This window comes from Microbacterium sp. MMO-35 (genome assembly GCF_037147555.1).
Classification (GTDB): Bacteria; Actinomycetota; Actinomycetes; order Actinomycetales; family Microbacteriaceae; genus Microbacterium.
Genome location: NZ_JBBCVH010000002.1, coordinates 94,911 through 107,542 on the forward strand (window position 1 = coordinate 94,911; position 12,632 = coordinate 107,542).

Here is a 12,632-nt window from a genome sequence, read left to right on the forward strand (position 1 = left end):
CCGTACGTCTGCGGGCCTCGATACGATTGAGGATTGTGACAGCCGAGTACTCCGCCCATCATCTCCAGGTCCTCGAAGGGCTCGAAGCGGTCCGCAAGCGACCCGGCATGTACATCGGCTCGAACGGCTCGCCGGGCCTCATGCACTGCCTCTGGGAGATCATCGACAACGCCGTGGACGAGGCCGTCGCCGGCAACGGATCCAAGATCGACATCATCCTGCACCCCGACGGGAGCGTCGAGGTTCACGATCGCGGACGGGGAATCCCCGTGGATGTGGAACCCCGCACCGGACTCACGGGCGTGGAGGTCGTCTTCACCAAGCTGCACGCCGGCGGCAAGTTCGGCGGCGGCTCGTACGCGGCCTCGGGCGGGCTGCACGGCGTGGGCGCCTCGGTCGTGAACGCCCTCTCCGAGCGCCTCGACGTCGAGGTGGACCGCGGCGGCAAGGTCTACGCGATGTCGTTCCGTCGCGGCGAGCCCGGTCTGTTCACCGACGACGGCGAGAAGCGCCCCGATGCGCCGTTCGCGCCGTTCCAGGACAAGAGCGAGCTGCGCGTGATCGGGAAGGCGGCCAAGGGCGCCACCGGCACCCGGATCCGCTACTGGGCGGACCGGCAGATCTTCACGAAGGACGCGGCCTTCCAGCTCGCCGACCTCGAGAACCGCGCCAGGCAGACCGCCTTCCTCGTACCAGGACTGGAGCTCGTCGTCCACGACGAGCGCGTGCCGGCGGGCTCGGACGCAGAGTCCGACGCGTCGGCCGCCGCCGTCGGCAACGAGACCTCGTACCACTACGAGGGCGGCATCTCGGAGTTCGTGGAGTACCTCGCGACCGATGCGCCCGTGACCGACACCTGGCGGGTGCAGGGGGAGGGGACCTTCAAGGAGACTGTCCCCGTGCTGCAGCCGGACGGGCACATGGTGGCGACCGAGGTGGAGCGGGTCTGCGCCGTCGACATCGCCCTGCGCTGGGGCACCGGGTACGAGACCACCACCCGGTCCTTCGTCAACATCATCGCGACCCCCAAGGGCGGCACCCATCAGCAGGGCTTCGAGCAGGAGCTCCTCAAGGTGCTCCGGGCCCAGGTCGAGCAGAACGCGCGACGGCTCAAGGTCGGCAACGACAAGCTGGAGAAGGACGACGTGCTCGCCGGCCTCACCGCCGTGCTCACGGTCAACGTCCCCGAACCGCAGTTCGAGGGGCAGACCAAGGAGGTGCTCGGGACCCCCGCGGTGCGCCAGATCGTGGCCCAGGTGCTCCGCAAGGACCTGGGGGAGCGGTTCAGCTCGCCCAAGCGCGACGACAAGAGCCAGGCGGCTCAGCTGCTCGACAAGATCGTCGCCGAGATGAAGGCGCGCGTCTCGGCGCGCGCCCACAAGGAGACGCAGCGCCGCAAGAACGCGCTCGAGTCCTCTTCCCTGCCCGCGAAGCTCGTGGACTGCCGCTCGACCGATGTGGCGCAGACCGAGCTCTTCATCGTCGAGGGCGATTCCGCGCTCGGCACCGCCAAGCACGCCCGCACGAGCGAGTACCAGGCTCTGCTGCCCATCCGCGGCAAGATCCTGAACGTGCAGAAGGCCTCGGTCAGCGACATGCTGTCCAATGTCGAATGCGCCTCGATCATCCAGGTGATCGGCGCCGGCTCCGGGCGCTCCTTCGACCTCAGCACCGCCCGCTACGGGAAGATCATCCTGATGAGCGACGCGGATGTCGACGGCGCGCACATCCGCACGCTGCTGCTCACGCTCTTCTACCGGTACATGCGACCGCTCATCGAGGACGGACGCGTGTTCGCCGCGGTGCCGCCGCTGCATCGGGTGATCGTGATGAACCCCGGATCCAAGCCCAACGAGACCATCTACACGTACAGCGAGGGCGAGCTGCACGCGCTGCTCGCGAAGCTGCGCAAGCAGAACAAGCGCTGGCACGAGCCGATCCAGCGGTACAAGGGTCTCGGCGAGATGGATGCCGAACAGCTCGCCTCCACGACGATGGACCGCTCCGGACGGCTGCTGCGCCGTGTGCGCATGGAGGATGCCGAAGCCGCCGGCCGGGTGTTCGAGCTCCTGATGGGCAACGAGGTCGCTCCGCGGCGCGAGTTCATCATCGACTCCTCCGACCGCCTGGCCCGCGAGGCGATCGACGCCTGATGACCGCGCTCGCACCGGGCGTGTCACTGCGCCCCGCGCGCCCGGGCGATGTCGATACGGTCGCGGCGCTCAAGGAGCGCGTGCTGCGCGGGGATCTCGAACCGCTGGTCGGCTGGGATCCGGCGCGCTCGCGCGCCCGCGTCGTGGAGCACTTCTCCCCGGCGCACACGTGGATGATCCTCGTCGACGGCGAGACCGCGGGCACGATCACCCTGCGTCCCGACCGCGATGCGCTGTGGCTGGAGATGTTCTATCTGGACGAACGGCACCAGGGACGGGGCATCGGATCCTCCCTCCTTCGCGCCGTGCTGAAGGACGCGCCCGTCGATCGGCCGCTGCGGCTCCAGGTGCTCGTCGGCTCCGCGGCCCTGCGCCTGTACGAGCGGCACGGCTTCGTCGTCGAGGAGAACGACGGCGTGGACATCTGGATGCGCCGCGACCCACGCGCGGCTGCCGAGTCCGTCCCGGCGCCTTGACAGACTGGGACGATGGTCGCGCTCGTCTCCGCCCCCACGAATCTCGGACTGCGTCCGCCCGTGCGCGGCGGCGTGCCCGGCACGGCCAAGGCCCCGGAAGCCCTGCGGGAGGCCGGCCTGCATCGTCGGCTCCATGCCGGGGGCGCGGTCGACGCCGGCGTCGTGCTGCCCGGACGCTATGTGGACGATGACGGACGGCGCCCGAAGGGAACGGTGCGCAACCAGGCGGCGATCGTCGATCACGCGCGGCGACTCGCCCATCGGCTGTTCGAGATCCGGGAGTCGGGTGAGGCCCCTCTCGTGCTCGGCGGAGACTGCAGCCTCGTGATCGCCGCAGGACTGGCGTCGCGGGTGAGCGGCGGCGGGGGACTGGTGCACATCGACGGGCACACCGACTTCCGTCATCCGGGCAACAGCGCCGCCGTCGGCAGCGTCGCGGGCGAGGACCTGGCGATCGCGGTCGGCCGTCATGCGCCCGAGCTCGCCGGGATCGACGGGCTCGGGCCGTACTTCGACGCCGGCCGCGTGGCGCACATCGGGCACCGCTACGAGGACGCCTTCGCCGAGGAGGTACGCGACGCGATCGCCCTCGTCGTCCCCGCCGATGAGGTGATCCTGCACGGAGCGGCGCGGGCCGCGTCCCGCGTGCGGGCGATCGAAGGGCTGGGGCGCGACTACTGGATCCAGGTCGACGTCGACGTGCTCGACCCCGTGCACATGCCCGCCGTGGACAGCCCCGATCCCGGCGGCCTCGCCCCCGATGAGCTGACCGCCCTGCTGCGCGCCCTCGCGCCGCACGCGTGGGGTGCCTCGGTGACGGTGTTCGATCCGGATCTGGATCCGGACGGCGGCCATGCCTCGACCCTCGTCGACGTGATCGCCGAAGGTCTCGCCGAGCTCGGGACGGCTCTCCGCGAGGACTGATGCTCAGCGCGAGGAACGCGCGGACACGGCGGCGCGATAGACGCGGATGAGCCCTTCGCGGTGGGCGCTCTGTGTGACGTGAGGCCGGTGCGCGATGGCGGCCGTGCTCATGCCTGCGACCCGGGCGGGATCGTCGCGCAGCGCGGCGAGCGCCTCGGCGAGCCCCGCGGCATCCGGTCGTGGTGCGACCAGATGACCGTCGGGCGGCAGAGCCTCGGACAGGTCGGGATCCGCGACGATCACCGGCAGGCCGGCGGCGACCGCCTCGAGGAGCACCATCGGCTGATTGTCGAAGTCGAAGGAGCTGGACACGAACACGTGCGCCGCGCGCATCGCGGAGAGCACGTCGGCCTGGGACACGGAGCCGCGCACGTCCACGCGTCCCGGCCCCATCCGGGCAGCCTCGCGGGCGACCGCCCGGCGCGAGATCCCGTCGCCCAGCATCACGGCCTCGACCCCCGGGGTGCGGGACACGGCGTCGAGGAAGACCTCGGGGCGCTTCTCGGGCGACAGCCGGCCGCACCACAGCGCCCGCAGCGGAGCCCCGGGTTCCGGCCGGCGTTCGGCGGGCGCCCCGAGCGCCGCGAGCACGGTGCCCTCGAGCCCGTTCGAGAGCACGTCCACGGGGGTCCGCACCCCCTGCGCGACGAGCTTCGCAGCGAAGTGCGTCGACGGCACGATCACCCGGTCTGCGCGTTGAGCCTGGCTCACCATGAGCCGCCACATGCGCCGTGCCGTGCGAGTGCGGGCGTAGGGGGCGCTCGTGTCGAGGCGGACCGCTCGCGAACCGGGGCCGGCACCGAGCCCGCGCCGATGCAGCCCGGCGAGCAGGGCCGTCGTGATCGCCGGCAGCGGGAGCACCGCGCGCGTGTAGACGTCGATGCGCCCGTGCATGGTCTGGACGAGCGGGATCCGCAGCGCTCGCGCGGCACGATACGCGGCGAGGGCGGCGAACATCTCGGTGTGCACGTGCACGACGTCGAAGCCCGCGAGAGCGCGTTCGAGCTGGCGGGCCGCGTCTCGCAGCGGCCACGTGAACGGGTAGCCGTCGGGTGCGAATCCGCGCGCGGTCGGCAGCCGGACCACGGTCGGATCGGGGGAGGGCTCCGCGAGCGGTGCGAAAACGGTGACCTCGTGCCCTGCGTCCATGAGCTCTTCGCGGTGAGCCTTGATCGCGGTCTGCACGCCGCCGAGCGTCGGCAGGTAATAGTCGGTGACCATCGCGATGCGCACGGTCCCACTCTAGGCGCGGCCCGACGCCGCCCCGCGGGCGCCGGAGCTCCCCAGGGCCGGGCGATCGTGCCTTAGCATCGGGGCATGTCTGCGTCCGCCCGGCCCGTCCTCGTGACCGGAGCCGGGGGATTCCTCGGCGGGTACGTCGTGCGCGAACTCAGGGCCCACGGCATCCCGGTCCTGGCCTCGGGACGCGATGCGCAGGCGCTCGCACGGGTGGCTGCGCCGGCGGAGACGCTGGTCTCGTCCCTGGCCGGGCTTCCCAGTGCGGTGCGCCCTGTCGACGCGATCGTGCACTGCGCCGCGCTGTCCTCGCCCTGGGGGCGTCGGAGCGACTTCGCGGCAGCCAACGTCGAAGGCACCGCCGCGGCCGTGTCGTTCGCCGAGAAGAGCGGAGCGCGCCGGTTCGTGTTCGTGTCGTCGCCGAGCGTCTACGCCGCGGCGCGTGATCGGATCGGCATCCGGGAGGTCGACGTCGACCCCGGCAACCGCCTGAACGACTACATCCGTTCCAAGCTCGCCGCCGAGGAGCTGCTGCGCGAGGCGCAGCGGGCGGGACGGATCCACGAGCTCGTGATCGTGCGTCCGCGCGGACTGATCGGCGCGGGGGATCCGAGCCTCGTCCCACGGCTCATCGCCGTGCACCGTCGCATCGGCGTGCCGCTCTTCGACGACGGGCGCAACCTCATCGACGTCACCGCGGTGGAGAACGCGGCGAGCGCCCTCCGCCTCGCGCTGCGCGCGGGCGATCCGGCCGGCGGCGTCTACAACATCAGCAACGGCGACCCCCGGCCGTTCCGCGAGCTGCTCGAGGGGCTGCTGTCACGGCTCGGCGAGACGCCCCGGTTCCGACGGCTGTCACGGCGCGGTGCCTGGACGCTCGCGGCGTCGCTCGAGGGGATCTGTCGGGCGCTTCCGGGGAGACCGGAGCCGCCGCTGACCCGGTACACGCTCTCGACGATCGCCTATGCGCAGACGCTCGACATCTCCCGGGCCCGCTCCGAGCTGGGCTACGCGCCGGTCGTGTCACTGGACGAGGCGCTCGACCGCGCCGTGGCCGACCTGCGTGCGCGGGCGGAGCGTGGGGCATGACGCGCCGGCTGAGGCACTATGCCTGCGGGAGCACGGTGCACGACATCGGCGTCCTCTTCCGCGGCTCCGGACGCGCGGTGCGTGAGTTCCCGTCCGGGGTGTTCCTCTACGAGCCGGGGGACGGGCGCCGGATCCTCGTCGACACCGGATACGCTCCCGAGCCCTGGGACACGGGGTGGCGCGGCGCCGTCTACCGGCGCATCCTGCCGCCGAGCATGGCCGCCGAAGAGGACGTCGCGCGTCAGCTCGCGGACGACGGCGTCGCTCCCGAGAGCGTCACCCATGTCGTGCTGAGCCACCTCCACCCGGACCACATCGGGGGTGTCGGGCTCTTCCCGGCGGCGCGCATCGTGACGACCGCCGGACAGCTCGAGACGCTGCGGCGGGCGCGCCTGCGCGACGCGATCCTGCCCGGTCTGCTGCCGGCCTGGTTCCCCGGGCCGGATCCGCTCGTCCTGGCGCGGAGCGATTTCGCCCCGACGGAGGTCGCGGGCGTGGGCCTGAGCGTCGCGGATCCGTTCCCCGGGGCGGGCGTGCGGATCGTGGATCTGCCCGGGCACGCGAACGGGCACATCGGCGTGCTCGTCGATGACCGCGTGCTGCTCGCCGGAGATGCCGCCTGGGGCTCCGATCTGCTCGCCGAGGAGCCGCGGATGCGTTCCCTGCCGCGGGCTCTCCAGCACGACGGCGACGCCTACGGCGACACAGCGGGCAGGCTGGTGGCGCTCTCGCACGCCGGGATCCGAGTGGTCTGCAGTCACGATCCGATCGGCGACCGAGAGCTGCTCCCGAGATGAGCAGGCTGCGGATCGTCGCGGAGTTCGCCGCCACGCGCTGGTTCCGGCCGTTGCGCACGCGCGCCGCGGTGGAGCGTCGGCAGCGGCGCCTGCTGCGTCGCCATCTCCGATTCCTCCGTCGCAGATCCGCCTACTTCCGGCCCCTGCTCGCTGAGCGATCCGCGGGTCTCGCGGCGCTCCCGCTCATGGACAAGGGCATCATGATGGAGCGCTTCGACGAGCTGAACACGGTCGAGGTCCATCGCGAGGACGCGTTGCGGACCGCGCTCGCGAACGAGCGCTCGCGCGACTTCGCCGCCGACGTCCGGGGCTGCTCGATCGGATTGTCCAGCGGCACGAGCGGGCACCGCGGCCTCTTCCTCGTGAGCCGCGCGGAACGAGAGGCCTGGGCCGGGACGATGCTCGCGCGCACGCTGCCGCGCGGACGGATCCTCGGACACCGCATCGCGCTGTTCCTGCGTGCCGACAACACGCTGTACGAAGCGGTGGGATCCCGCGCCGTCTCCTTCTCCTACTTCGATGTCTTCGCGGAGATGACGGAGAACCTCGATCGTCTCGACCGCTACGCACCGACGATCCTGGCCGGACCCCCCTCGGTGCTGCTCGCGATCGCCCGCGCGGCGGAGAGGGGCGAGATCGCCGTGCACCCGGAGAAGGTCTACGCCGTCGCCGAGGTGCTCGAGGTCTCCGATGAGCGCAGGATCGCGGCCGGGCTGGGACAGGAGCGGATCCATCAGCTCTATCAATGCACCGAGGGATTCCTCGCGCACACCTGTGAGGAGGGCGTTCTGCACCTCAACGAGGACGGCGTGCTCATCGAGCGGGAGCCGCTGGGCGGCGGCCGGTTCGTGCCCGTCGTGACGGATCTGCGTCGCCGGGCGCAGCCCATCGTGCGCTACCGTCTGGGCGATGTGCTCCGGGAGCGCGACGTCCCGTGCCCGTGCGGGAGCGCCCTGACCGCGGTCGCCCGGATCGAGGGGCGCGAGGGCGACACCCTGCGGCTGCCGGGGCGGGACGGGGGTGTCGTCGAGGTGTTCGCCGATCTCGTGTCCCGCGCCGTGGTCTACGCGGACGGGGTGGCGGAGTACCGCATCGTGCAGACGGGGCGCCGGGAGCTGGAGGTCGGCATCGAGGCGGCCGGGGACACGCCGCTCGCGCTCGCGCGGGCGCACGTCGCGGCGGAGCTGGGATCCTTGGCGGACCGCCTCGGCGCGGAGCGGGCCCAGGTGCGCTTCGTGACCTACGCGCCGGAGCCGGGGCGGAAGCTGCGTCGCGTCGAGCGACGCTGGAGGGGGGAGCAGGACGATGCGGAGCTGTGAGATCGCGGGGTGGGGCAGCATGCTTCCGGGCCGGACGGTGCGGTTCGGCGAGAGCGTGCGCTATCGCATCGAGGATGACGTGTCGCACCTCGACATGCTCGTCGGGGCGGCGCGGCGCGCCATCGCGCACGCCGGCCTGACGACCGATGACGTCGATCTCGTGCTGGGGGCGTCCGCCGCGGGGGTGCAGCCGATCCCGTGCACCGCGGCACTGGTCTGGGAGCGTCTCACCTCGGCCGGCCATGCCGCCGCCTTCGATGTGAACTCGACCTGCACGAGCTTCGTCACGGCCCTGGACATCGCCTCCCGGTATCTCGACGACGGCGACCATCGGACGGTGCTCGTGGTCGCCGGCGACGTCGCCTCGCGGTTCCTCAACCCCGACCAGCAGGAGAGCTTCGAGCTGTTCAGCGATGCCGCGGTGGCGGTCGTGCTGCGCCGTGCCACGGCGCCCGATCGCGGGGTGGTGTCGAGCCTGCAGCAGACCTGGCCCGCACACGCGCACGACACGGAGCTGCGCGGGGGCCTGTCGCACGCGCCCGCCCAGCAGTACGCGGCGGCCGATCCGGCCGATTACCTCTTCGACATGGATGGACGGCGTGCGCTGCTCGGGATGATGCGCGTCCTGCCCGATTTCTTCGACCGCTTCCTGCGCAGGGCGGGCCTCGTCCACGACGACATCGCCCTGTGGATCCCGCATCAGGCCTCGGCGGCGCTCGGGCCGATGCTCGACCGGATCGGGGTGCCGGCGGATCGCCGTGTCGACGAGGTCGAGGCGTTCGGCAACATGGTCTCCGCGTCCGTGCCGTTCATGCTGACCCGGGCGCTCGAGTCCGGCCGCATCGCCACGGGCGACACCGTCGTCCTGTGCGGCACTGCCGCCGGCCTCACCGCCAACGCGCTCGCGCTGCGGCTCTGAACGGCGAGGGGGCGGAGGTCAGGCTCCGAGCACCCCGCCGATCGAGCCGATCACGCCGTCGATCGGCTGGCCGGAGGCGTCGCGCTTCGCTCCGACGTCCGGCAGCGTGCGCGCCGAACCGTCGGGGCCGACCGCGAGCGCCGGCTCCGTGCCGACCCAGGCCAGCGTGAGCCGATCCTCGCCCTTCAGGAACGCGTGCGCGCGGACGCCGCCGGTGGCGCGGCCCTTCCCGGGGAACTCGGTGAAACGCGATGCCTTGGCGCGCCCGGCGTCGGTGCCGGCGATCATGCCTGCGGCTCCCGAGACGGTCACGACGATGGCGTCGTCGCCGGCGTCCAGGACGGAGAACGCGATGACCTCGGCCTTGGCGCCGAGCTTGATGCCGGCCATGCCGCCGGCCGGAGCGCCCTGGGGGCGCACGCCCGACGCGGCGAAGTGCAGCAGCTGCGCGTCGCTGGTCACGAACACGAGTTCGGCGTCGTCGGGCGCCGAGCCCGCGCCGACCACGACATCCCCGGGCTTCATGCCGATGATCTCCAGCTCCGGCTTCACCGCGAGGGCCGACGGGACGACGCGCTTCACGACGCCCGTCCTGGTGCCGACGGCGAGCGGAGTGTCGTCGTCGAACCGGATGAGGGCGAGGATCCGCTCGCTCTTGTCGAGCAGCCCGATGTAGTCGCGCAGCGGAACGCCGGCCGCGAGGTGGACGGACGCCGACGGCGCCGAGGGGAGATCCATCGCGGTGAAACGCAGGACGCGTCCGGCGGAGGTGACCGCGCCGATCTCGGTGCGCGTGGTCGTCGTGAGCGTCGAGAGGACCGCATCGTGCTTGCTGCGCCGCGCGGCGGGGGAGAGCACCTGGCCCGGCTCCAGGTCGACCCGCACCGCACGACCGGTGGTCGAGAGCACGACGACGGTGGGCGCGTCGGCGATCTGCGTGTCCACCGGTCCCTTGGCGGCGCGCGCCTTGGGGGGCGCCGCGTTGAGGAGCAGGGTGCGCCGCGGGGTTCCGTAAGCCTCGGCGGCCGCGTCGAGCTCGGTCGCGACCTGGGCGCGCAACAGCGCCTCGCTGCCGAGCAGCTCCTGCAGCGCGGCGATCTCGGCGAGCAGCTGGTCGCGCTCGGTCTCCAGCTCGATGCGGGAGAACTTGGTGAGGCGCCGCAGGCGCAGCTCGAGGATGTACTCGGCCTGGCGCTCGCTGAGGTCGAAGACGCTCTGCAGGCGGGTGCGGGCCTGTTCCGAATCGTCCGAGGAGCGGATGACCTGGATGACCTCGTCGATGTCGAGGATCGCGATGAGAAGACCCTCCACGAGGTGCAGGCGCTCCTCGCGGCGGGCGAGGCGGAAGCGGCTGCGCCGCGTGACGACCTCGAGGCGGTGCCGCACGTAGACGCTGAGGAGCTCCTTGAGCCCGAGGGTGCGCGGCTGCCCGTCGACGAGGGCGACGTTGTTGATGCTGAACGAGTCCTCGAGCGGGGTCAGCCGGTACAGCTGCTCCAGCACGGCGTTCGGGTCGAAACCGGTCTTGATGCCGATCTGGATCCGCATGCCGTGGTTGCGGTCGGTGAGGTCGTTGACGTCGCTGATGCCCTGGAGCTTCTTCGCCTGCACCGCGTCGCGGATCTTCTCGATCACGCGCTCGGGACCGACCATGTAGGGCAGTTCCGTGACGATGATGCCGGTCCGGCGCGGGCCGAGAGGCTCGATCGAGACCTTGCCGCGCACCTTGAACGCCCCGCGGCCGTTCGCGTAGGCGTCGCGGACGCCATCGAGGCCCATCACGATCCCGCCCGACGGGAAGTCGGGGCCGGGGACGAACTCCATGAGCTCCTCGGTCGTCGCCTCGGGGTGCTCGAGCAGGTGGATGGCCGCAGCGACGACCTCGATGAGGTTGTGCGGCGCCATGTTGGTCGCCATGCCCACGGCGATGCCGCTCGCTCCGTTGACGAGCAGGTTGGGGAACGCGGCCGGCAGCACGGACGGCTGCTGGAACTGGCCGTCGTAGTTGGGCACGAAGTCGACGACGTCCTCGTCCAGGCTCTCCGTCAGCGCGAGGGAGGACGGCGCGAGACGTGCCTCGGTGTACCGGGACGCGGCAGGCCCGTCGTCGAGCGAGCCGAAGTTGCCATGGCCGTCCACGAGCGGCAGACGCAGCGAGAACGGCTGCGCGAGACGGACGAGCGCGTCGTAGATCGCGGAGTCGCCGTGCGGATGCAGCTTGCCCATCACGTCGCCGACGACGCGCGCGCTCTTCACGTGCCCGCGGTCGGGCCGCAGGCCCATCTCCGCCATCTGGAACAGGATCCGCCGCTGCACGGGCTTGAGTCCGTCCCGGGCATCCGGGAGGGCGCGGGAGTAGATGACCGAGTACGCGTATTCCAGGAAGGAGCCCTGCATCTCGCTCGACAGATCGATGTCCTGGATGCGCTCTTCGATCGGCTCGGGCGGCGTGGTGCGGGGCATGGGCTTCCTGCGGTAATCGGGAGGCGGCGGAGCGGTTCTCGACGCCGGACCGCGCCGGTCTCTGTGCGAGACTGACTCGGATGACCCTTATGCTACCGGCGATCCCGTCGTCCCCCCGGAGCATCACCGGGGTGGCGCGCGACCTGCTCGGCGCGCTCGACGGACGCGCGGGAGCCCTCCCGGCGGCGCGATCGGCCGTCCTCGTCGTCATGGACGGGCTCGGCGCGATCCCGCTGAGGGCGCATGCCGGCCATGCGCGGCGTCTGACCGCGGCGATGGCCAAGAAGGACGTGCTCTCCAGCGTCTTCCCCTCGACGACCGCCGCGGCGCTCACGAGCCTGCTCACCGGGGTGGATCCGGGCCACCACGGACTCGTCGGCTACGAAGTGCGTGACCCGCGCACCGGCACGATCGTGAACCAGCTCTCGGGCTGGGAGAAGGCGAAGGCGGATCCCCGCGAGTGGCAGCGCACGCCGACCGTCTTCGAGACCGCGGCGGCCGGCGGCCGTCCCTCCTTCGCCGTCGGGCTTGCGGAGTACGCGCGCAGCGGATTCTCGGCGGCGACTCTGCGCGGCGCCGAGTTCCATGCGGCACGGACGGCGTCGGAGCGCATGGCACTGGCGCTGAACCTCGCCGAGGAGCATGAGGGCGCGCTGGTCTACTGCTATCTTCCCGAGGCGGACAAGGCCGGGCACAAGCACGGCATGGCGTCGGGGGAGTGGGTCGCGGCGCTCGAGGAGCTCGACGCGGCGATCCCCGGGACGGTCCCCGACGGCGTCGGTCTGCTCGTGACCGCCGACCACGGGATGGTCGACGTCCCCGCGTCCCGGCACCTCGTCATCGACGGACGCAGCCCCCTGCAGGACGGCGTCGCCGCGATCGCTGGTGAGCCCCGCATGCTGCACGTCTACCTGGAGGATCCCGCGCGGACCGACGAAGCCGCCGCGCGCTGGGCCGCCGGAGTGGACGGGGCGGCCGACGTCCTCACTCGTGCGCAGGCCGTGCGGGGAGGTCTGTTCGGATCCGGAACCACCCCGGAGGCGCAGTCGCGGATCGGCGACCTCGTGGTCCCGGCGCGGGGCCTGTGGGCCTTGTACGACGGCGCGGCCGCGGATCAGCGGTCGCAGGGCATGGTCGGCCAGCACGGTTCGCTGAGCGCGGAGGAGCTGCGCGTGCCGCTCATCCGCCTCGGTGCGTTCGCCCGCTGAGCGACCTCCACGAGGGCGGCACGACACGGCGACGCCGGAGCCCGGCGA

General features: G+C 71.9%; 10 protein-coding genes. 8 read left to right on the plus strand and 2 right to left on the minus strand.

Annotated elements, in window-relative coordinates:
* The first annotated feature begins 35 nt into the window (after positions 1 to 35).
* The 3 genes from WFJ01_RS03730 to WFJ01_RS03740 are packed head-to-tail and all read left to right on the plus strand — an operon-like array spanning position 36 to position 3,553.
* Positions 36 to 2,153 carry a DNA gyrase/topoisomerase IV subunit B gene (locus WFJ01_RS03730; RefSeq protein ID WP_442928017.1) on the plus strand — a complete coding sequence of 706 codons (2,118 nt, stop codon included), beginning with the start codon at positions 36 to 38 and terminating at the stop codon, positions 2,151 to 2,153.
* Entirely contained in the window at positions 2,153 to 2,629 is a 477-nt protein-coding gene (locus WFJ01_RS03735; protein ID WP_336628246.1) for a GNAT family N-acetyltransferase, read from the plus strand. The genes WFJ01_RS03730 and WFJ01_RS03735 overlap by 1 nt, the downstream gene beginning before the upstream one ends.
* A 12-nt stretch (positions 2,630 to 2,641) precedes the next feature.
* Positions 2,642 to 3,553, plus strand: a complete 912-nt coding sequence (locus tag WFJ01_RS03740) for an arginase family protein (RefSeq protein WP_336628247.1) — start codon at positions 2,642 to 2,644, stop codon at positions 3,551 to 3,553.
* Between the two features lie 3 nt (positions 3,554 to 3,556).
* Here the strand turns inward: WFJ01_RS03740 and WFJ01_RS03745 are convergent, their stop codons facing one another.
* Positions 3,557 to 4,786: a glycosyltransferase gene (locus tag WFJ01_RS03745; RefSeq protein WP_336628248.1), complete on the minus strand. Its 1,230-nt coding sequence runs from the start codon at positions 4,784 to 4,786 to the stop codon at positions 3,557 to 3,559.
* 84 nt (positions 4,787 to 4,870) lie between these two features.
* Here WFJ01_RS03745 and WFJ01_RS03750 point away from each other — a divergent pair, with 84 nt between their 5' ends.
* The 4 genes from WFJ01_RS03750 to WFJ01_RS03765 are packed head-to-tail and all read left to right on the plus strand — an operon-like array spanning position 4,871 to position 8,913.
* Positions 4,871 to 5,878: an NAD-dependent epimerase/dehydratase family protein gene (locus tag WFJ01_RS03750; RefSeq protein WP_336628249.1), complete on the plus strand. Its 1,008-nt coding sequence runs from the start codon at positions 4,871 to 4,873 to the stop codon at positions 5,876 to 5,878.
* Positions 5,875 to 6,675, plus strand: a complete 801-nt coding sequence (locus WFJ01_RS03755; RefSeq protein ID WP_336628250.1) for an MBL fold metallo-hydrolase — start codon at positions 5,875 to 5,877, stop codon at positions 6,673 to 6,675. Before WFJ01_RS03750 ends, WFJ01_RS03755 begins: the two co-directional genes overlap by 4 nt.
* Positions 6,672 to 7,994 (plus strand): F390 synthetase-related protein, encoded by a 1,323-nt coding sequence (locus WFJ01_RS03760; RefSeq protein ID WP_336628251.1) that lies wholly within the window; start codon positions 6,672 to 6,674, stop codon positions 7,992 to 7,994. The genes WFJ01_RS03755 and WFJ01_RS03760 overlap by 4 nt, the downstream gene beginning before the upstream one ends.
* 19 nt (positions 7,995 to 8,013) lie before the next feature.
* Positions 8,014 to 8,913 carry a 3-oxoacyl-ACP synthase III family protein gene (locus WFJ01_RS03765; protein WP_295034113.1) on the plus strand — a complete coding sequence of 300 codons (900 nt, stop codon included), beginning with the start codon at positions 8,014 to 8,016 and terminating at the stop codon, positions 8,911 to 8,913.
* A gap of 18 nt (positions 8,914 to 8,931) precedes the next feature.
* Here WFJ01_RS03765 and WFJ01_RS03770 read toward each other — a convergent pair whose 3' ends face one another.
* Positions 8,932 to 11,376 (minus strand): DNA gyrase/topoisomerase IV subunit A, encoded by a 2,445-nt coding sequence (locus WFJ01_RS03770; protein WP_336628252.1) that lies wholly within the window; start codon positions 11,374 to 11,376, stop codon positions 8,932 to 8,934.
* Between the two features lie 80 nt (positions 11,377 to 11,456).
* On the opposite strand from WFJ01_RS03770, the gene WFJ01_RS03775 reads away from it, so the two are divergent.
* The gene (locus tag WFJ01_RS03775) at positions 11,457 to 12,584 is read left to right on the plus strand and encodes an alkaline phosphatase family protein (RefSeq protein ID WP_336628253.1); all 1,128 of its coding nucleotides are present in this window, start codon (positions 11,457 to 11,459) and stop codon (positions 12,582 to 12,584) included.
* The last annotated feature ends 48 nt before the right edge of the window (positions 12,585 to 12,632 follow it).

What these genes read in the sequence shown, in the direction of transcription:
- WFJ01_RS03735 (WP_336628246.1), top strand. Translation starts at nt 2,153, where the DNA reads ATGACCGCGCTCGCACCGGGCGTGTCACTGCGCCCCGCGCGCCCGGGC.
- WFJ01_RS03740 (WP_336628247.1), top strand. Translation starts at nt 2,642, where the DNA reads ATGGTCGCGCTCGTCTCCGCCCCCACGAATCTCGGACTGCGTCCGCCC.
- WFJ01_RS03750 (WP_336628249.1), top strand. Translation starts at nt 4,871, where the DNA reads ATGTCTGCGTCCGCCCGGCCCGTCCTCGTGACCGGAGCCGGGGGATTC.
- WFJ01_RS03755 (WP_336628250.1), top strand. Translation starts at nt 5,875, where the DNA reads ATGACGCGCCGGCTGAGGCACTATGCCTGCGGGAGCACGGTGCACGAC.
- WFJ01_RS03760 (WP_336628251.1), top strand. Translation starts at nt 6,672, where the DNA reads ATGAGCAGGCTGCGGATCGTCGCGGAGTTCGCCGCCACGCGCTGGTTC.
- WFJ01_RS03765 (WP_295034113.1), top strand. Translation starts at nt 8,014, where the DNA reads ATGCTTCCGGGCCGGACGGTGCGGTTCGGCGAGAGCGTGCGCTATCGC.
- WFJ01_RS03770 (WP_336628252.1), bottom strand. Translation starts at nt 11,376, where the DNA reads ATGCCCCGCACCACGCCGCCCGAGCCGATCGAAGAGCGCATCCAGGAC.
- WFJ01_RS03775 (WP_336628253.1), top strand. Translation starts at nt 11,457, where the DNA reads ATGACCCTTATGCTACCGGCGATCCCGTCGTCCCCCCGGAGCATCACC.